Here is an 18738-nt window from a genome sequence, read left to right on the forward strand (position 1 = left end):
TTCGGAGACCGCGCCACGGACGCCCTGTACAACTCGGCGCGAAACCGTGTTTCCGCCCTCGCAGAACTAGAATCGATCGAAGCACGCCTCGACGATGATAGCTTGACCGATACCGAACGTGCCGCACTTGAAGCTGAGGCCGAAGCGCTGCGTGCGTCCACCGACCAGCCGGTAAGCGAGTCCTTCGCACTCAATACTGGCACGGTGATGGTCCGGATTCAAAGCGGCGACGGCGAAACCGTCCTCGTCGATGAGACGCTTTCGACGGGCGATGCGCCGATTACCGTTACCATCCCGGCGACCGGCTGGTACGTCCTTGAGAAGGCGAGCGATCCCGCCGACTCGGTCATGTTGGTGGAAGCGGTCGGTATTTACCCGCACACCGAACGTACGATCACGCGGGCACGGGTCGACGACAACGGCGATCCGGTCCTTAACGCAGCGGGCCAGCAGCAGCTCGTTTCGGTCGATCAGTTCCTGCGCATCACAGACGATCTGGTGGTCGAGCTTGATGCACCGCAGCGCGGCGGCACGGACATTCCCCGCAACGTCGTCATCGACAACCAGTATCGCGGCGACCGCCCGCTGAACGATTACCTGCGCTTGCATATCGCGCTGTTCCTCGAACGCGCCAAACCGCCTGCTGATTCCCGTTCTCATTGCAGCGGCAGTCGGGTTCTGGGTGGCACGTGCAGTGGACCGCATGGTTCCGACGACTCCGCCTGCACAGCCGTGGTCGCGTCGCCTTGCGATGTGGTCATGGTTCGTGATGCCAATCGTGATCTTCCTGCTGGTTGCGCCAACCGACCTCGGGCGCTGGGGCGGGCTGTTCCTCACGTTCATGCTGACTGTCGTCGGCATCGTCGCCTCGTTCCCAATTGGCGTCGCATTAGCGCTGGGTCGCCGCGCAGACGGGCTGCCTGCAATCAAGTACTTCTGCGTCACGTTCATCGAAGTGGTGCGCGGTGTTCCGCTGATTACCGTGTTGTTCCTCGCTTCGCTGGCGCTGCCGCTGGTCAACCCAACGCTGGCAACCGTGCCGCAGGCAGTGCGGGCGATGGTCGCGATCACGTTCTTCAGCGCCGCGTATCTGGCCGAGAACGTCCGCGGTGGCTTGCAGTCCGTGCCACCCGGGCAGGTCGAGGCGGCGAAAGCGCTCGGGATGAACCCGGTGCAAGTCACCATGCGAATCACGCTGCCGCAGGCGCTTCGGGCCGTGATTCCGGCCCTTGTTGGCCAGTTCATCTCCTTGTTCAAGGACACGTCGCTGGTCGCGATCGTTGGCTTGCTCGACTTGACTAAGAACGCCGACAACGTCGTCGCACAGCCGGAGTACATCGGCCTGCGTCAAGAGACGTACATCTTCATCGCGATCGTGTATTTCGTTTTCAGCTATGCAATGGGCTATGTCAGCCGCCGCCTCGAACGCAGTGGCAGTGGCGGTGCCCGCCAAACCAAACTGTGAGGAATGAGACTGTATGACCAAGACCACCGGTGAGCCCATCATCATCTGCAACACCGTAAACAAGTGGTTCGGCGAGTTTCACGTCCTGCGCGACGTCACAGTGAACATCGCCCAGCGCGAGGTGGTCGTCGTGATCGGGCCGTCAGGGTCTGGCAAGTCCACGTTCATTCGGTGTATTAACCGCCTTGAAGAACATCAAGAGGGCGACATCATCGTCGACGGCATCCCGCTTGGTAACGACGTGCGCAATATCGCCGCAATCCGGCGTGAAATCGGCATGGTGTTTCAGCAGTTCAACCTGTTCCCTCACCTGACGGTGATGCAGAACATCAGCCTCGCGCCGATGCAGGTGCGCCGTTTGCCGCGTGCGCAGGCGGAGAAGAAGGCACAAGAACTGCTTGAGCGCGTCGGCATCCCGGAACAGGCAAACAAGTACCCGGGTCAGCTTTCTGGCGGCCAGCAGCAGCGTGTGGCGATCGCGCGCGCGTTGGCGATGGAACCCAAGATCATGTTGTTCGACGAGCCGACGTCTGCCCTTGATCCGGAGATGATTAAGGAAGTGCTGGACGTTATGAAGGAGCTTGCGCTCTCGGGCATGACGATGATCGTCGTGACTCACGAGATGGGCTTTGCGCGTGAAGTGGCCGATCGCATCCTCTTCTTCGATCAGGGCCGCATCGTCGAAGAAGGCGACCCGCAGACCTTCTTTGACCTCAACGTCGACCACCACGAGCGCACGAAGGCGTTCCTATCGCAGATCCTCTAGCGAGCAGACTGCCGCGCCAGATCCTCGACATATAACGTGATGAGCCGCACGAGCTGCTGCCGTGCGGCTTCACGCTGCTCCGGATCGTGCAGCGCCATCTCCCCCATCACGCCCTTTGACGTGGCAAGGATCAACTCTGCGGCAAGATGGCGTGTCACTCGCGACAGGTTCGGTGCGACCGATGCAATAAAGGTTCCGATCGCCGCCGTCATGTGGGCGTGCATCTCGGCGACGGCGTTCTTGATTTCCGATGACACCCAGTCGCTCTTGAGCACGTGGTGGAAACCGGGGTGATTGGCCTCATATTCGAACAGCCAGCTTACGGCCTGCTCGGCCTGCTGCCCAATTGACAGCGACACGTTGTTGAACACATCGGCGTTCGACTCGCGCATGTCAGCAAGGTAGTCGGCCGCGAGCGCGTGCAGAATCGCGTCTTTGTTCGGGTAGAACTGGTAGATCGACCCGATCGAAGTTTCGGCACGTTCGGCGATCGCGGCGACGTTGATCGCGGCGTAGTCGAGCTCGCTGAGGAGTTGTGCGGTCGCCTGCAGGATTCGTTCGCGCCTGTTGACGGCGCGCTCTTGTACCGGTGTTCGACGGACGGACCGAGTCATCGTGTGCGTGTTCCAGCAGCGGCGGTAAACAGAGTTCCAACCATAGCACACTCTGCACCTGAAAATGAGATCACATTCACGTCCCCAAGAAGGCGAAACTTGCCAGTCTGCGGTGACGCTGAGTCGGAGTACGTGAGCCGCAATCGCAGTAGCTGCCGCGCACATTTCGTCCCCAACAGAATCCGCCAAGCTGTGGGCGTTGACCGAGGAGCTGATCGTCCGCGAGGCCAATCAATCCCTTGCCGCAGACTGAGGCGAACGCAATTTGACGCGTCATCAGCCGTCCGCTACACTCTGCGCCTGAATCGCGTCACGATTTCAGTGTGTGGAGGAAGTTGTCAATGAAGAAGTTCGCACTTCTACTGGCATTGCTTGCGTTGGCGTTGGTCGATGTCGCTGGGGCGCAAAGCAGTGACCTGCCGGACCTTGGCGGCGCCACAATCACGGTCGCCGTTGAAAACGCGTATCCGCCCTATAACTATCTCGACGAATCCGGCAATGCCATCGGCTGGGACTACGATGTCCTCAACTACATCTGCGGTCTGCTGAACTGCGTCCCCGAATACATCGAGACATCGTGGGACGGCATGATCGTGGCTGTGAGCAACGGCGAGTTCGATATGGCCGCCGACGGCATCACCATCACGGACGACCGCAAGGAGATCGTCGATTTCTCGACCGGCTATGTGGCAACCGATCAGGTGCTGCTTGCACGCGCCGATGAGGATCGTTACGACGGTGCAGAGGCGTTTGTCGCGAATACCGATTTCATCGTCGGTGTTCAGCCGGGAACCACCAACTACGAAGTCGCTCTCGACCTCGTTGGTGAAAGCCGCATCATTACCTACGACACGTTCGCGATCGCTGTGCAGGCACTGATCGCCGGCGACATCGACGCCGTCGTTATGGACGACGTCGCCGGTCAAGGCTACATCGGCGTCAACGCCGACGCGGTGAAGATCGTCGGTGAGCCGCTCGTCCCGACTGACGAACTTGGTTTCATCTTCCCGAAGGGCTCGGAACTGGTTGGGGCGATCAACGCGGCACTTGCCGCGATGAAGGCCGATCGCACGCTGGATTACTTCAACGCCAAGTGGATCACGCAGGAAGGACTGCCCGACCTCGGTGGACGTACGGTAACGGTAGCCGTGGAAAATGCCTACCCGCCGTACAACTACCTGGACGAGTCCGGCAACCCGATCGGCTGGGACTACGATGTCATCAACGACATCTGCAGCCGGCTCAACTGTGTGCCGGAGTTCATCGAGACGTCGTGGGACGGCATGATCGTCGCGGTTAGCAACGGTGAATTCGACATGGCTGCCGACGGTATCACCATCACTGAAGATCGCCGTGAGATCGTCGACTTCTCGGTTGGCTACGTCGCCACTGATCAGGTGCTGCTTGCTCGCGCCGACGAGGATCGTTACGACGGCGCAGAGTCGTTCATCGCAAACGAGGAGTTCATCGTTGGGGTCCAGCCCGGTACGACCAACTACGAGGTTGCGGTCGAGTTGGTCGGCGAGAGCCGGATCATCACCTACGATACCTTCGCAATCGCGGTACAGGCACTAATCGCTGGCGATATCGACGCGGTCGTCATGGATGACGTAGCTGGTCAGGGTTACATTGGCGTCAATGCCGATGCGGTGAAGATCGTGGGCGATCCGCTGGTCCCGACGGATGCGCTCGGTTTCATCTATCCGAAAGGTTCCGACCTGGTTGCGCCGTTCGACCTTGCATTCGCCGAAATGCGCATCGACGGGTCGCTCGCCGCGTACAACCAGAAGTGGATCATCGACGGCGGCGAGTAGTTCTTCCGGGTAACGCACTTGGGGGCGGCGCACGACGCCGCCCCTTTCGTTAGGAGATAATATGGATGTCCCGCTAGCGCGCGGCTCGCAGACAGACACTGAAGCAGCACGTACCGGTCGCTTGCCGTCACCTGGCACTGCCTTGCGCTGGCTGTACGTCAAGATGTTCAGCGTGCCGTGGTGGGGCGTCCTGCTGTTCTTCGTTGCGATATTCGTCTACTGGCGAATCCTCGAATACACAAAGCTGCTCGCCGTACCGACTTCCATGTATACCCCTGCGATCGAATCGCTCGGCGACCTGCTCGTCCCGGCCAACCCTATCTGGGCCAACATCTTCTCTCAGCTCGATGACGGTATCAGCCTGACGCTTCGCGTGGCGTTTTTCTCCTACCTCGGCGCCTTGATGGTGGGCCTGATCCTTGGCCTGATCCGTTCGAACCCGCCCAAGCCTGCGACCGGGCTTCTCGGAGTGCCGCTCAGCCTCGTACGCCTTCTCGTGTACCAGATCGCTACGATCTTCGTCGAAGTCATGCGCGGCCTGCCGCTGCTGACGACGCTCGTTATCTCGGTGTATGCGCTCATCCCGGCCGTGCGCGACTACCTAAACGACACGTTCAATTTGGGCATCCCATCGCGCGGAGGCTCCCCCGAACCCGCGATGATCGTCTTGGCGCTCGCGTACGGGGCGTTCATGAGCGAGACGTTTCGCGCCGGCATTCAGTCGATTGAACGCGGTCAGCTTGAAGCGTCGCGTGCGCTCGGCCTCAATTACATCAAGACGATGCGTTTTGTGGTCCTGCCTCAAGCAATCCGCCGAATCCTGCCTCCGCTTGGCAACGATTTCGTCTCGATGATCAAGGACTCGGCGCTTGTCAGCGCCATTGGACTGAACGACATCACGCAACGTGCCAAGACAACATCGGGGTCGAATTTCCGCTACATCGAGACGTACCTCACAGCAGCAGTGTTGTACCTCACGCTCACTATCGTATTGTCGTTGGGGGTCAAACTGCTCGAGCGCCGGCTGAAGTCGGCGACGCGCTAGAGGCCGAGAAAGCGCGCGTACAACGGCTGCCGAGCGGAACTGTCCGAGCGCACCATGCCGTATCCGTTGTGCATGGTGTCGGCCCACGCATACCACACGGCACACGCGACCATTCCCGGGTAATCGTCCTCGCAGATCTCGATGAATCCGTCCGCGAAGTCGGCCGCCGCGGTCGCGATGCTGTCATCGCCCTGCCGGTCGAGGATGCCCCACTCGGTGATCCAAAGCGGCCTGTTGGGCAGAACGCCGCTCCATTTCTCAATCGCATTGTTGATGCTGCCGAAGATGCTGAACGGTGAATCGGCTGGGCCCGTCCCGTACGGATGCACGCCGATCCCATCCGGTATCGCGTCGTTCGGAAGCAGCGCGATGACGGCCCGGGCATAGCTCACACCCAGTTCGGGACCGGTAACGTGGCCGCCAGTGACGATCTTGGCCTTGCCGTCGACCGCCCGAATAGCGCGTATTGTCTCGGTCAGCATCTTGGCGTAGACGCTGGCCGGGATCGGAACAGCCGCCTGGTTGGTCGGCGGCGAGTCCTGTTCGTTCCAAATCTGGTAGGCGTAGATCAGGTTGAGCGCCGCGAACTGCTGCGCGATCTGCCGCACGTAGAACACGAACGACGCGATCAGGTCGTCCCACTGGCCCGGCGACATTTGGTCCCACACATAGCCACGCGCTTCGCCGTAGGTTTGATGGTTGAAGATCAGGATGATCTTGTTCCCGCTGTTGGCGTACTGCTGTAGCACTGGCAAATAGCGGTTGAACGTCGCTGCGAGGTCGTTGTTGCCGTACGTGCCGTTGTCCGGGTTGTATGACAGGTTGTATAGGATGCGCACCCAGCCGAGGTAGCGCAGCGGCGTCGCGGAAGGCGTTCCCAACGGGTGATACCGGTCGAGGTTCATCCCGCGCATCGGGATTCCGGGTATGCCTTCTTTCGGGTCGTCAAGGCTAATCGCCTTGAGATACCACGCCGCCGCCCACACGATGTCCCCGGCGGAATACGGGTTGTAGACCTTGATCCACTTACCCTGCCGCCCGACCTTCTTGAGCACCTTGTAGTCGTGATCCGGCGTCTCAAGCTGGTCCCACTGGTTAACGAAACCGGCGACTTCGCTCTCGGTATTCGGCTCTCGGCGCAACCGCAATCGATTGTCGGTCGGGCGCAAGCGCAGGCGCGGGAGCGTCAGGTGATGCTTGGGATGCGCCACGTACTTGAGCGGAAACTGCGGGTACGGGTTGTCTTTTGGCGCCTGAATGACGACCTTGATATAGCCGCCCCTCGATTTCGCTATCAAGTCGCCCGCGCTGACCACCTGCCCCGCAGAGACGCGAATATCTTTCAGGTTTGCGTACAACACGCGGATCTTGTCGCCACCCAGACGGGTGACAATGGAGACGTACGGTCCGTAGTTCAGCTCGTCGTTGCTGAGGACGACCCGGTTGACCTCGCCCGACGCACCGGCAAACACGTCCGAATTGAGCGGCGCGTAGATATCGATTCCCTCGTGAGGGACGCTGCTGCTGCCCGGCTTGACGAATTTACGGAGGATGCGCGCAGGACGTGCCGATGTCGGGTATTCAACCGGAATGGTCATGAATCACATGGATGCGCAACGGCCGCTGGCTAGGATACACTCGATAAGTGTAGCGTAACGTGCGCCTTGCGCACAGCCGGTTACGCCTTTGTTACGGCGATTCTTGAGGAGCAACTTGATGTCAGTCCGCACGATTTCCCTAAAGATCAGCGATGCAGAGCACATCAAACGCTGCGACAGCCTTACGCAGAAGATTCAGGAAGCCGGGTTAACCGGCGTCGTGCTGTTCGACGGCGACTACATCAAGTATTACACCGGGTTCGCGTTCATCCCGACCGAGCGGCCGATGGCGCTGGTGCTGAACAGCAAGGGCCAGCGTGGCATGTTCGTACCACGGCTTGAACGTGAGCATGCGCAGGCCAACGCGCTGGTCGATGCGGTAGCCGATTATCCCGAGTATCCGAGCAAGGAACACCCGACGATCGCCCTCAATCGCCTCCTGCAGGAGCTGGGGGTCACGCAGAATTACGGCGCCGATACCGACGGATACCCGTGGATCTTCGGGTACCGGGGGCCGTCGCTCAGCGAAATGACCGGCAGCACGCCGAAACCAGTTCGCGCATGGGTCGAGGACCAGATGATGATCAAGTCCGCGGCGGAAATTAACCTGCTGCGCGAAAGCTGTGTGTGGGCCAACCTCGCCCACGTCCTGCTGCAGCGCTACACTCGCCCCGGCCTGACCGAAACGGATGTTGCCGACCGCGCAAGCGTCGAGGCGACCCGTATGATGGCAGACGCCATCGGCCCGATCTGGCGCGGACAGTCCAGCTACTATGGCGGCGCGATGGCCGGGTATCGCGGGCAGATCGGGCGTAACGCGGCGATCCCGCACGCGTTGGCGAACAACATCACGTTTCAGGTCGGCGACGTGCTCGTGACAGGCGCCAGCGCGCCGGTGTGGGGCTACGTCAGCGAGCTTGAACGCACAATGGTCATTGGTCCCGCCAGCGATGAGCAGAAAGTCATGTTCGACCACATGGTCGCGCTGCAAGACACGGCGCTGGAGGCGATCAAGCCCGGCGTGCCGTGCAGTGCCGTCGACGAAGCGGTGCGCGCCTACTACGACAAGCACGATCTGTGGCCATATTGGAAGCATCATGTGGGACACTGTATCGGCCTGCGTTACCACGAGGGGCCATTCCTCGACATCGGCGATCACACCGTCATTCAGCCCGGCATGGTGTTCACGGTCGAGCCCGGCCTGTACAAGGCGGGATTAGGCGGCTTCCGTCACTCGGACACGGTGGTGGTCACTGACGACGGCGTCGAGAGCTTGACCTACTATCCGCGCGACCTCGAAAGCCTGACCATACTGGCCTGACGCGTTGCAGGGGGTAGGAGCGCACGGTACACTCGACTGCAGCGCTTCTAGGAACTAGGGAGACCCGCGTCATGTCACTCTTGCGTCGTGTTCTCGTCGTACTCTTGATCGTCGCATTGAGCGCCCCGATCGCGCTCGTGGCACAGGATGAAGAAGAACCTCAGATGGGGTTGTGGGAGGCATGCGCCGACCCTGCGAATCTTCCTGAAGTCGTCACGATCGGCGCGATCTTCGGCCAAAGCGGCAATATCTCGGTCTACGGCATTCCGCAGTCGCAGGCAGTCGCGCTTGCCGTAGAACAGATCAACGAAGCAAACTACCTCGGTGAAGGCGTGACCCTCGAGGTCATCTACGAAGACTCTGCCGGCGCAAACGAGCAGGCCATCGCCGCGATGACCAAGTTGGTCGAGGAAGATGGCGTGGTTGCCGTGCTTGGCCCGACGCTGTCAAGCGAGGCGTTCAGCGCTGACCCGATCGCACAGGAAAACGGCGTGCCGGTCATGGGCGTCAGCAATACCGCCGGCGGCATCACCGACATGGGCGAGTTCGTCTTCCGTAACAGCTTGCCCGAAGCGTCGGTCATCCCCGGCACGATCGCGCAGGCTACCGAGGCGCTCGGGCTTGAGCAGGTCGCCGTGCTGTACGGCAACGATGACGACTTCACCATCAGCGGCTATGACGTGTTCGTCAGCGCGCTGGAAGAGAACGAGGTCGAAATCCTCGGCGAAGCCACGTTCGCCCGCGGCGACGTGGACTTCAACGCTCAGTTGACGCAGTTGGTCAGCCTCGAGCCGGATGCGCTGGTCGTGTCTGCGCTGGCGGCTGAAGCAACCCAAATCATCGTGCAGGCCCGCCAGCTCGGCTACGAGGGCCCGATTATCGGCGGCAACGGCTTCAACAGCCCGGCCGTTCTGACCAATGCCGGCGAGGCATCGGATGGTGTGATCGTCGGTGCGGCATGGAACATCGCCAGCCCCGAGGCGTTGAGCTCGCTGTTCTCGGAAGCGTACGAGGAAGCGTACGGCGCGCTGCCCGATCAGTTTGCAACACAGGCGTACACCGGCGCGTGGCTGATGGCGACGGCAATCCGCTGTGCAGACTCTGCCGAAAGCGCCGACGTTCGCGATGCGTTGGCAGGGATCACGGACTTCGCGAGCCCGCTCGGTATGTTCAGCTTTGACGAAGACCGCAATCCGGTTCACGACCCGGTGGTGCAGATCGCACAGGGCGGCGCGTTCGCAGTGCTAGGCGCCGAGATGGCGGAAGAATAACGGCAGCATAGGTTTTCGACGGCCCGTGCCTGATCCGCGCGATCCGGCACGGGCCGTATCGATGAATGCGAAATACAGCAAATGGATAGCTTCCTTCAGCAGGTCGTGAACGCCGTTTCATTAGGCGCGATCTACAGCCTGTTCGCCCTCGGCTACGCGCTGGTGTTCAGTATCCTTGGCGTGCTCAACCTCGCGCACAGCGCCGTCTTCATGACCGGCGCGTTCTTTGGCCTGCTGCTGGTCGACAAACTCGATCAACCGCTCTGGATCGCCGCGCCGCTCGCAATGATCGCCGCTGGCGCGGTCAGCGTCCTGCTGGAGTTCGTGGCGTTCCGGCCCTTGCGGCGGCGGGGCGCCGCGCGCATGTCACAGCTCATCAGCAGCATCGGCGCGGCCCTGCTGATCGTCAACCTTGCGCAGCTGGCGTTCAAGCCGCTGTGGGGTGGTACCGAAGCGTACTTCCCGCAGGGGCTTGTACCCGATCAGCCCATCGTCATCGAGGCGCTGTCGCTGCGCATCGTCCCGATCCGCATGATCATCCTCGTGATCGCGTTAGCGCTGGTGGTCGCGCTTCAGTATCTCGTGATGCGCACGCGCATCGGCCAGCAGATGCGGGCTGTCGCGTTTAATCAACGGACGGCGGCGCTACTGGGGGTCAACGTCGGGCGGGTCTACGTTCTAACGTTCTTCCTCGCCGGCCTCCTCGGCGGCGCGGCAGGCATGCTGTACGGGTTAGTTTTCCTCAACGTCACGCCGTTCATCGGCGATGACGTGGCGCTGGTCGGCCTGACCGCGATTGTGCTTGGCGGATTGGGCAGTATCAACGGTGCTCTGGTCGGCGGATTTCTCGTCGCCGCGATCCAAACGTTCAGCATTGCGATTGGCGGAAGCAGCTACAAGAACGCGGTTGTCTTCGGCCTGCTGTTCGTGCTCTTGCTGGCACGGCCGCAAGGGTTGTTCGGCCAATCGGAAAGCACACGGGCATAAGCCGTCATGGACGCGCTCATTCAAGCCCTTGTCGATATCCTCAGACCGCTCGGCATCACCGAGCCTGTGCTGCAGTTCATGCTGGTCAATGCCATCCTCGGCGTCAGCATCTACCTGACCTTGTATACCGGCATGTTTTCGCTCGCCAATGCCGGTTTCATGGCGATCGGCGCTTACGCAGGTGTCGCAGCCACGCAGTTTATTGAGCTGCCGCTGTGGCTCGGCCTGATCGTTGGCATGGCCGTCGCGGGTCTGATCAGCCTGCCGATCGGGCTGCCCGTGCTGCGGCTGAAAGACATCTACCTCGCCATCGCAACAATAGGCTTCGGCGAGGTCGTCATCATCCTGCTGCTCAACTTCGACGAGATCATCTCCTCAGTTGCCACGGCGCTACAAGGGGAGCGCGTGCGCATCCGGTTGTTGGAAGGCGCGCGCGGCATCAAGGGCATCCCCAAGAGCACCGAGACGTGGATGCTGTTTGCGTTTCTGGCCCTGTTGATGTTCTTGCTCTGGAGGCTGCACAAATCTCGGTTGGGCCGTGCCATGGCCGCCATTCGCGAGGACGAACGCGCCGCCGCCAACATGGGTATCAACGTCGTCTATGTCAAGAACGTCGTGTTCGTGATGAGCGCCGTTGTCGCTGCGTCGGCAGGCGTGTTCAGCGCGCACCTCACGCGCATCATCTCTCCCGGCGCATACGGTTTCGACAAGGCGGTCGATATCCTGAGCTTCGCGGTGCTGGGCGGGACATCGACGTGGGTCGGCCCGATCGTCGGCGGACTGGCGATGGGCGCGCTGCCCGAAGTTCTGCGCTTTCTGAACGAACTTCGCGGTGTGTTTATTGGTCTGATTCTGCTGGGAGTGATCCTGTTTCTGCCCGGCGGGTTAGTCAACCCGGCCGGCGTACGCCTCCTTTTCCGGCGTGCACGCCGAGCGCTGCGCCGCCGCGCAGATGCGGCCGAAAGGTCGTCTCATGCTGCACCTTGAGGCGGTTACGCGACAGTTCGGCGGCCTGAAGGCGCTGGGCAATGTGAATCTCGACGTGTCAAAAGGTCGCATCGTCGGGTTGATTGGCCCGAACGGCGCGGGAAAGACCACGCTGATCAACTGCATCAGCGGGCTAGATCATCCGACTTCGGGCGTCATCGAGTTCGAAGGCACGTCGATTCACAACGCCGAGCCGCATCACATTACCCGGCTGGGCATTGCCCGCACGTACCAGAACATCCGGCTCTTTGGCCGCATGACCGCGCTCGAAAACCTGCTCATCGGCCAACATTCACGCGGGCACGGCAGCCTTGCCGGCGCCGTGATGTTCAGCCGCGCGTTTCGCGCGGAGGAGCGCGAGATGCGCGAGCGAGCGCGTGAACTCTTGGACCGCTTTGGCTTGCTGCCCGAAGCAAACACACATGCCGCTTCCCTACCTTATGGCGATCAGCGGCGGCTTGAACTGGCGCGCGCGATCGCGACGCAGCCCAAGCTGCTGCAGCTCGACGAGCCGACCGCCGGTATGAACCCGGTCGAGACCCACGCCCTTGGCGAGGCCATACTGACGCTTCGCGACGCGGGTCTGTCCATCCTCGTCGTCGAACACGACATGGCGTTTATCCATCAGGTGTGCGATGAGATCTACGTCTTGAACTTCGGCCAGATCATCGCGCATGGCACGCCGGCGGAAATCAAGGCCAACCCGGCCGTGATCGAAGCCTACCTCGGGAGCAGTGACGATGGCGCTGCTTGAGGTCTCGGACTTGTGGGTCAGCTACGGCATGATCGCCGCACTGCGCGGCGTGTCGTTCAAGCTCGAGGAGGGCCAGGTCGTCACATTGATCGGCGCGAACGGCGCGGGCAAGTCAACGACGCTCAACGCCCTCTCGGGACTGCTGCGCCCTTCGACCGGAAGCATCCGGTTCGAAGGCTCCGAACTGATCGGTCAACGGCCGGACCGGATCGCCGCGATGGGCATGGTGCAGGTCCCTGAGGGGCGCCAGGTGATCGCCAACATGTCGGTCGCGGAGAACCTGACCGCCGGCGCACATGTGCGGCGCGATGGGCGCGCGGACGAGGAGTTGGCCGCGATCTATGCACGTTTTCCGCGCCTCAACGAGCGTCGAACGCAGAAGGCCGGGCTGCTCAGCGGCGGCGAACAGCAGATGCTGGCGGTCGGTCGCGCACTGATGATGCAGCCTACCCTCCTGATGATGGACGAACCGAGCATGGGCCTCGCGCCACTGCTTGTGAAAGACGTGTTCCGCATCATCGCCGAGATCAAGGATCGAGGCATATCAATTCTCTTGGTGGAGCAGAACGCACGCCAGGCGCTGGCAATCGCCGATTACGCCTATGTGCTGGAACGCGGCAAGGTCGTCGCCGAAGGCACAGCCGCCCAACTCAGCAATGACCCCGCGATTCTGGCCGCCTATCTGGGCTGACACGTGCACACTCGCCGCGAATCACACGGGGCGCGACCGCTTTGGCCGTGCCCCGTTGTTGCCCTGCCCTGCCGAGCGCTCTTCGGCGCAAAGTGCGCCGCATGTTCAGCGTCGCCGCTAGGCCACCATGTCCTTCGCCGACTCGATGTACTCGAGCGACTGGTGCCGGAAGTACGTGTTGTACAGCTCGGCGTAGTGACCGTCGTTCCCGATCAGTTCGTCGTGCGTGCCCTGTTCGATGATCTCGCCCTTGCGCAGCACGATGATCCGGTCGGAGTTCTTGATCGTGCTCAGGCGGTGGGCGATCACGATACTGGTGCGGCCCTTCATCACGGTGTCTAGCCCTTCCTGAATGAGCGCTTCAGTCAGCGGATCGACACTGGCGGTCGCCTCGTCGAGGATGAAGATGGCCGGATCTTGAAGCACAACGCGCGCCAAACACACGAGCTGCCGCTGCCCCATCGACAGCGCGCTGCCGCGTTCGCCGACTGGCGTATCCAGCCCTTGCGCCAGCACCGACAGCCAGTCGCCATTCGCAACCTGCATCGCTGCAGTTTCAACTTCTTCGTCCGTCGCGCTCGCGCGGCCGTAACGGATGTTCTCACGAACGGTACCGTCGAACAGGAACGGCGTCTGCGTTACGATGCCCAACTTGCTGCGGTACGAGTCGAGGTTCACCGTGCGCAGGCTGATCCCGTCGACCGTGATGTCACCCCCTTGGAACTCGTAGAAGCGTGCCACCAGCTTGCCAAGCGACGATTTGCCCGACCCCGTATGCCCGACCAGAGCCAACGACTCGCCCTGACGGATGTGCAGGTTGAAGTCCGACAGCACCGGCTGACCGTCCACATAGCCAAAGTCGAGGTTCTTGAACTCGATCTCGCCATTGATCCGGTCGAGCATGCGGTTCGCCGTCTGCACGACCTTCGGCTCGGCGTCGATCAGTGCGAAGACGCGCTCCCCTGCCGCCAGCCCAAGCTGGAATTGACTCCAGAACGACGCAATGCTCGTCAACGGAAACCAGAACAGGGCCAGACCCTGAATGAACAGGTACCACTGCCCCGGCGTCAGCAGGTTCGGGCTGTCGATCGCGATGCGTCCGCCGAAGAACACCAGCGCCGCCGTTCCGATGCCAGCCACCATGTTCAGGATCGGGAAGATGCTGCTGAACGTGTAGCCGGTGCGCAGGTTGATCCGGTAGCTGCGCGCGTTCACGTCCAGAAAGTCGTCGTAGATCGCCTGCTCTTGACGGAACGCCTTCGCGATCCGAATGCCGCTGACCGTCTCTTGAATGTGTGACGAAACCTCGGCATTCACACGGCGGCTCTGCGTGATCGTCGATCGTGCGATCTTTCGGAACGCCAGCGCAGTCACGACGATGAACGGGGCCAACGCCAGCGTGATCAGCGCCATGGTCACGTTGACACTGAACAGGTAGCCGACGAGCAGCACGACCAGCAGGAACTGGCTCATCAAGTCGGTCACGAGACCGACAGTCTGGCTGAACTGCTGCGTGTCGCTGGTCACGCGGCTGACGATTTTCGCGCTCGGAAACTGGTCGTAGAACGACATATCGCGCTTGGTCACCGCGTCGAACGCATCCTCGCGCAGGCGCAGCGTGACGTTGCCGATGGCCGCTGCGCTCAGCCATTGGCGAAACGCATTGAACGTCCAGCCTAGAACGCCAAGCGCGGTCACAATCAGCATAAGCCGGATCAACACCTCGGGCGTCGGACTCGTCAGCCCCAGTTCGTCCAACCCGTTCGAGATGACGACTGGCAGCGCGGTGTTGACCAGCGACGTTAGGAAGATCGCAAGCGCCACGACTCCGATCCGCCAGCCTTCGGGACGAAAGTAAGCGAGGATGCGCCGCACGAGATCGCGGTCGGAGTATTGGCGGTCGTAGGCCTCGGCATCGAGGCCGTCCATGATGAAACCCATTGTGGAGTTCTCCTAAGCGGCTAGTCGGCGGCGGTCTGAGCCGCGGGTTCGATCGCTGGAAGCGGCGTGTCGTAACGGGCGAAGATGCGCCGGTAGATGGCTGACGTTCGCAGCAAGTCTTCGTGCGAGCCGCTGGCGATCAACTCGCCGCGCTCAAGCACGAGGATGTGATCGGCCCAGCGAATCTGCGACAGGCGGTGTGTGATCAGCAGCGTCGTGCGGCCGACCTGCGCGCGGTTGATCGCCTTCTGAATCTCGTCCTCGGTCGCAGAGTCGATCGCGCTGGTCGAGTCGTCGAGAATCAAAATACGCGGATCGCTCAAGAACGCGCGTGCCAGCGCCAGCCGCTGACGTTGGCCGCCGGAGAGCGTCACACCGCGCTCGCCGATCACCGTGTCGTAGCCGTCCGGCAGCGCCATGATGAAGTCGTGCGCCTGTGCTTCGCGCGCGGCCTGTTCGATCGCTTCCTGTGGCGTCCCCGGCGCACCGAACGCGATGTTCTCCGCGATCGACCGGCTGAACAAGAACACGTCTTGCTCGATCCGGCTGATCTGCGACCGGAGCGAAGCCATATTCCAGTCGCGCACGTCAACGCCGTCGATCAGAATGCGTCCCTCGACCGTGTCGTACGTGCGGTTGATAAGGTCGGTAAGCGTCGACTTGCCACTTCCGGTCTGGCCGACGATAGCGATGGTCTGGCCGGGTCTCACGTCGAACGAAACATCCTTGAGTATGGGGATGCCGTCTTCGAACGTGAACGTGACGTTTTCGAACGTCAGCCCGCCCTGCATGACAGCAGAATGGCCGGCAGCGTTCTCGTCCATCGCCGTTTCGGCGTTGATGACTTCCAGAACGCGGCGTGCGGATGCAATGCCGAGCTGCAGCAGACTGAATGAGAAGATGCTGACGAACACTGGAAAACGCATCACGCCGACCAGCCCCATGACTGCGACGATGTCGGCCACGCCTACCCGACCGATCGCGAACAGCAGCATGCAGTGCATGAACACGCCGCCCGTGAGCAAGGCATAGAAGAACATGGGTAGGTAGCGCGCTTCGATCCGCCCCTGCTGGGCGAAGTAATCGCGGTAGGCCTTGGCATTGCGGCGGAACTTCTGGCGTTCAAAGGTTTCTTGTGCGCTCGCCTTGACCACCTCGATCCCGACAATCGTCTCTTCGAGTCCGGCGTTCATCGTGCCGAACGCCCCACGCTGGCTGTTGACGACCGGATTCAGCGCGCGCGCATAGCGCCGCACTGCGAGCGCATAGATCAAGATGAAGATCACTAGCAGCGACAGCAGTTCGAACTCGATCGAGGCAATCATGATGACCGGAACGGTCATGCCGAGCACCATGTCGAGCATAAACAGGATGCCCGGGTTGATCATGCCGTTCATCTGTTTCATGTCGTCAGTCGCGCGCGCCATGATGTCGCCGACACGCTGCCGGTCGTGCCACGTCTGGCTCTTGCCCAGCAAGGCCTCATACAGCTCCTGCCGGCCATCGCGTTCCATTCGCTGCGCTACCGTCTCGATCGAAAGTGACCCTGCCAGCGAGGCGACGCTGTCAACGAGGAGAATCAGCAGGACGGCCAAACCCGCCGACGCAAGGGCCTCCGGGTTCGGATTGATGATCGCCTCTGCGGCTTGTCCGATCAGGATGCGTGCGTAGCTGAAGCCGATGTACCCGATCATGAACCCGGCCACGCACTGCAGGAACAACCGCTTGTAACGCCAAACATGCGACCAGATCCAGCGGATCGGCCCCGAACGATCATAGGGATAGGCGGGTTGGACGAAGAACTCCGACTTCAACGCCATGCATGACTCCTGAAGCTGTTAGGTTGTTTGCGAAGCGCGTGGGGGCCTAATGCGGCACGGCAACGCGCGGGACACTCGTCCTGCGCGACGAAACTCCGTAAATGTCAGTGTAGTTTGACTCTTTTTGAATGTCAACCACGGGCCATTATAGATCACAATGGTTCAGGAGGGCTGAGACACGCGCTCCGACCGCCCGGTCGGGTCAACCCCGATGCGGTTACCAATTGCGACCAATCCGATGCTCAGAACGTAGAGCGCAATCAGAGGCCCCATCACCAGCATCATGTTCACGGGGTCAATGGTCGGGGTGATCAAGGCGGCCGCAATTGAAGACCCGACAATCGCGATGCGCCACTGCGACGCGAGCGCACGCGGCCCGATCAGACCCAGGATTCCGACGACGAAGAACACCAGCGGAATTTCGAACGCAACCCCCATCCAGAAGATCAACGCCGTAACAAACCCCAGATATTGGTCGGCAGTCCATTCGGCGCGGAAGATTTCCGATTCGAAGTTCTCCAGAAAGTTCAAGGCCGGTGGAATCAAGATGAACCATGCAAACAGTACGCCGACAACGAACAGCCCGACGATCGCCGGCAGGGCCATCATCACCACCCGTTTCTCGCTGGCCAGCAGGCCGGGCAATATGAACATCAGCAGTTGATACGTGATGACCGGAATCGCCAAAATGCCGCCAATCAGCAGCGATACGCGAAAGTACGCGACCACACCTCCGGTTGGCCCCAGTACGGTGAACTGCTGACCATACGGGGACTGCAGGTATTCCAAGACCGGGCTGGCGAACACCAAGCCGATAATCACACCGACGACGAGCGCGAGAAACGCCTTCGTCAGCCGCTGTCGAAGCTCGTTGAGGTGGTCGAGCAGGCCCATGTGTCGTTCAGGATCGGCCGTGGGTGGCGCAGGGCGCGGCGTCCGCCGCAGTCTTAAGCGTGCCATGCTGACGTCCCTATTCGTCCTTGGGTGCCTGCGACCACGTTCCGAATGCTTCGCCGGAGGACACGCCCTCCGTGTCACCTCCCCATGCGCCGAACCCGCCCTTCTCGTAGACCGACTTGTCTTTCGGTTTGGGCGGCGTGGCTGCGGGCTTACTGGGTGACGGTCCATTGGCGGGCGCAGTGCGCGACGTCGCCGGTGGTGTGGGCTTGTTGGCCGATGTCGCCTCGAGCATCTTGCGTTCGACGCTGCTCAGCGCGCCGGTGACCTCGCTTGCGGCAGTCTTGCCCTCTTCGAGCGCGCTCTGAACTTCTTTGATCGGCTGCGCGAATTCTTTCACGGTGGAGCTGCGGTTGATCTCATCCATGATTGCGCGGCGTGTCGGAAGTTCCTTGGGCACTTTGAAGTCAACACCGGCGTCATCCAACTCACGCTGCAGCTGGGCTGCGGCGGACTTCCACAAATTGCGAAGCTGCCCGGTCCACTGGCCCAACTTGCGCGCCCAAACCGCCATGCGTGCCGGCCCGGCCACAATCAGGGCAATAATGATGATCAGCGCGAACTCGAATCCGCCTACGCCAAAAAGCTCCATGCGGTCTCCTGCCGGGTGTTCACCCACCCCAGCCATTATAGACGACGATGCGCCGAAATTGACCGGTGTGCCGTGCTATACTCATTCGGTTCAATTCTACGCTCAACGTGAACCG

Annotated in this window: 17 protein-coding genes; 10 read left to right on the plus strand and 7 right to left on the minus strand. The window is 61.3% G+C overall.

Annotated elements, in window-relative coordinates; translation table 11 throughout:
* Positions 1-66: 66 nt before the first annotated feature.
* A complete protein-coding gene (locus tag IPM16_07910; protein MBK9123035.1) occupies positions 67-705 on the minus strand; it encodes a hypothetical protein in 639 nt (212 codons plus the stop codon).
* On the opposite strand from IPM16_07910, the gene IPM16_07915 reads away from it, so the two are divergent.
* Both IPM16_07915 and IPM16_07920 read left to right on the plus strand, forming a co-directional pair.
* Positions 704-1465 carry an amino acid ABC transporter permease gene (locus IPM16_07915; GenBank protein MBK9123036.1) on the plus strand — a complete coding sequence of 254 codons (762 nt, stop codon included), beginning with the start codon at positions 704-706 and terminating at the stop codon, positions 1463-1465. The two genes, IPM16_07910 and IPM16_07915, sit on opposite strands and share 2 nt — an antisense overlap.
* Positions 1466-1478: 13 nt before the next feature.
* Positions 1479-2231, plus strand: coding sequence for an amino acid ABC transporter ATP-binding protein (locus IPM16_07920; protein MBK9123037.1), 753 nt, complete (start codon positions 1479-1481; stop codon positions 2229-2231).
* Here the strand turns inward: IPM16_07920 and IPM16_07925 are convergent.
* Positions 2228-2845, minus strand: coding sequence for a TetR family transcriptional regulator (locus IPM16_07925; GenBank protein ID MBK9123038.1), 618 nt, complete (start codon positions 2843-2845; stop codon positions 2228-2230). The two genes, IPM16_07920 and IPM16_07925, sit on opposite strands and share 4 nt — an antisense overlap.
* A 341-nt stretch (positions 2846-3186) precedes the next feature.
* Between IPM16_07925 and IPM16_07930 the strand changes: the two genes are divergently transcribed.
* Positions 3187-4659 (plus strand): transporter substrate-binding domain-containing protein, encoded by a 1473-nt coding sequence (locus IPM16_07930; protein MBK9123039.1) that lies wholly within the window; start codon positions 3187-3189, stop codon positions 4657-4659.
* A gap of 61 nt (positions 4660-4720) precedes the next feature.
* Positions 4721-5704 (plus strand): amino acid ABC transporter permease, encoded by a 984-nt coding sequence (locus IPM16_07935; GenBank protein MBK9123040.1) that lies wholly within the window; start codon positions 4721-4723, stop codon positions 5702-5704.
* Here IPM16_07935 and IPM16_07940 read toward each other — a convergent pair.
* A complete protein-coding gene (locus IPM16_07940; protein MBK9123041.1) occupies positions 5701-7302 on the minus strand; it encodes a M23 family metallopeptidase in 1602 nt (533 codons plus the stop codon). The genes IPM16_07935 and IPM16_07940 overlap by 4 nt on opposite strands.
* A gap of 118 nt (positions 7303-7420) precedes the next feature.
* On the opposite strand from IPM16_07940, the gene IPM16_07945 reads away from it, so the two are divergent.
* The 6 genes from IPM16_07945 to IPM16_07970 all read left to right on the plus strand — a co-directional run bounded on the left by IPM16_07945 (position 7421) and on the right by IPM16_07970 (position 13313).
* Positions 7421-8623, plus strand: coding sequence for an aminopeptidase P family protein (locus tag IPM16_07945; protein MBK9123042.1), 1203 nt, complete (start codon positions 7421-7423; stop codon positions 8621-8623).
* 71 nt (positions 8624-8694) lie between these two features.
* Positions 8695-9894 (plus strand): ABC transporter substrate-binding protein, encoded by a 1200-nt coding sequence (locus IPM16_07950; GenBank protein MBK9123043.1) that lies wholly within the window; start codon positions 8695-8697, stop codon positions 9892-9894.
* An 81-nt stretch (positions 9895-9975) separates the two neighbouring features.
* Positions 9976-10881: a branched-chain amino acid ABC transporter permease gene (locus IPM16_07955; protein ID MBK9123044.1), complete on the plus strand. Its 906-nt coding sequence runs from the start codon at positions 9976-9978 to the stop codon at positions 10879-10881.
* Positions 10882-10887: 6 nt separating this feature from the next.
* The gene (locus tag IPM16_07960) at positions 10888-11868 is read left to right on the plus strand and encodes a branched-chain amino acid ABC transporter permease (GenBank protein ID MBK9123045.1); all 981 of its coding nucleotides are present in this window, start codon (positions 10888-10890) and stop codon (positions 11866-11868) included.
* Positions 11834-12622: an ABC transporter ATP-binding protein gene (locus IPM16_07965; GenBank protein MBK9123046.1), complete on the plus strand. Its 789-nt coding sequence runs from the start codon at positions 11834-11836 to the stop codon at positions 12620-12622. Before IPM16_07960 ends, IPM16_07965 begins: the two co-directional genes overlap by 35 nt.
* Positions 12609-13313: an ABC transporter ATP-binding protein gene (locus IPM16_07970; protein MBK9123047.1), complete on the plus strand. Its 705-nt coding sequence runs from the start codon at positions 12609-12611 to the stop codon at positions 13311-13313. Before IPM16_07965 ends, IPM16_07970 begins: the two co-directional genes overlap by 14 nt.
* Before the next feature lie 117 nt (positions 13314-13430).
* Here IPM16_07970 and IPM16_07975 read toward each other — a convergent pair whose 3' ends face one another.
* The 4 genes from IPM16_07975 to IPM16_07990 form a co-directional block, all read right to left on the minus strand.
* Positions 13431-15254 carry an ABC transporter ATP-binding protein gene (locus IPM16_07975; protein MBK9123048.1) on the minus strand — a complete coding sequence of 608 codons (1824 nt, stop codon included), beginning with the start codon at positions 15252-15254 and terminating at the stop codon, positions 13431-13433.
* Positions 15255-15274: 20 nt separating this feature from the next.
* Entirely contained in the window at positions 15275-17074 is a 1800-nt protein-coding gene (locus IPM16_07980) for an ABC transporter ATP-binding protein (GenBank protein ID MBK9123049.1), read from the minus strand.
* A gap of 162 nt (positions 17075-17236) precedes the next feature.
* The gene (gene tatC, locus IPM16_07985) at positions 17237-18034 is read right to left on the minus strand and encodes a twin-arginine translocase subunit TatC (GenBank protein ID MBK9123050.1); all 798 of its coding nucleotides are present in this window, start codon (positions 18032-18034) and stop codon (positions 17237-17239) included.
* Positions 18035-18044: 10 nt separating this feature from the next.
* On the minus strand, positions 18045-18623 hold the full coding sequence (locus tag IPM16_07990) for a hypothetical protein (protein MBK9123051.1): 579 nt from the start codon (positions 18621-18623) through the stop codon (positions 18045-18047).
* Positions 18624-18738: the final 115 nt, after the last annotated feature.

Source organism: Candidatus Flexicrinis affinis (assembly GCA_016716525.1).
GTDB classification, from domain to species: domain Bacteria; phylum Chloroflexota; class Anaerolineae; order Aggregatilineales; family Phototrophicaceae; genus Flexicrinis; species Flexicrinis affinis.

What these genes read in the sequence shown, in the direction of transcription:
- IPM16_07915 (MBK9123036.1), top strand. Translation starts at nt 704, where the DNA reads ATGGTTCCGACGACTCCGCCTGCACAGCCGTGGTCGCGTCGCCTTGCG.
- IPM16_07910 (MBK9123035.1), bottom strand. Translation starts at nt 705, where the DNA reads ATGCGGTCCACTGCACGTGCCACCCAGAACCCGACTGCCGCTGCAATG.
- IPM16_07920 (MBK9123037.1), top strand. Translation starts at nt 1,479, where the DNA reads ATGACCAAGACCACCGGTGAGCCCATCATCATCTGCAACACCGTAAAC.
- IPM16_07925 (MBK9123038.1), bottom strand. Translation starts at nt 2,845, where the DNA reads ATGACTCGGTCCGTCCGTCGAACACCGGTACAAGAGCGCGCCGTCAAC.
- IPM16_07930 (MBK9123039.1), top strand. Translation starts at nt 3,187, where the DNA reads ATGAAGAAGTTCGCACTTCTACTGGCATTGCTTGCGTTGGCGTTGGTC.
- IPM16_07935 (MBK9123040.1), top strand. Translation starts at nt 4,721, where the DNA reads ATGGATGTCCCGCTAGCGCGCGGCTCGCAGACAGACACTGAAGCAGCA.
- IPM16_07940 (MBK9123041.1), bottom strand. Translation starts at nt 7,302, where the DNA reads ATGACCATTCCGGTTGAATACCCGACATCGGCACGTCCTGCGCGCATC.
- IPM16_07945 (MBK9123042.1), top strand. Translation starts at nt 7,421, where the DNA reads ATGTCAGTCCGCACGATTTCCCTAAAGATCAGCGATGCAGAGCACATC.
- IPM16_07950 (MBK9123043.1), top strand. Translation starts at nt 8,695, where the DNA reads ATGTCACTCTTGCGTCGTGTTCTCGTCGTACTCTTGATCGTCGCATTG.
- IPM16_07955 (MBK9123044.1), top strand. Translation starts at nt 9,976, where the DNA reads ATGGATAGCTTCCTTCAGCAGGTCGTGAACGCCGTTTCATTAGGCGCG.
- IPM16_07960 (MBK9123045.1), top strand. Translation starts at nt 10,888, where the DNA reads ATGGACGCGCTCATTCAAGCCCTTGTCGATATCCTCAGACCGCTCGGC.
- IPM16_07965 (MBK9123046.1), top strand. Translation starts at nt 11,834, where the DNA reads ATGCGGCCGAAAGGTCGTCTCATGCTGCACCTTGAGGCGGTTACGCGA.
- IPM16_07970 (MBK9123047.1), top strand. Translation starts at nt 12,609, where the DNA reads ATGGCGCTGCTTGAGGTCTCGGACTTGTGGGTCAGCTACGGCATGATC.
- IPM16_07975 (MBK9123048.1), bottom strand. Translation starts at nt 15,254, where the DNA reads ATGGGTTTCATCATGGACGGCCTCGATGCCGAGGCCTACGACCGCCAA.
- IPM16_07980 (MBK9123049.1), bottom strand. Translation starts at nt 17,074, where the DNA reads ATGGCGTTGAAGTCGGAGTTCTTCGTCCAACCCGCCTATCCCTATGAT.
- tatC (MBK9123050.1), bottom strand. Translation starts at nt 18,034, where the DNA reads ATGGCACGCTTAAGACTGCGGCGGACGCCGCGCCCTGCGCCACCCACG.
- IPM16_07990 (MBK9123051.1), bottom strand. Translation starts at nt 18,623, where the DNA reads ATGGAGCTTTTTGGCGTAGGCGGATTCGAGTTCGCGCTGATCATCATT.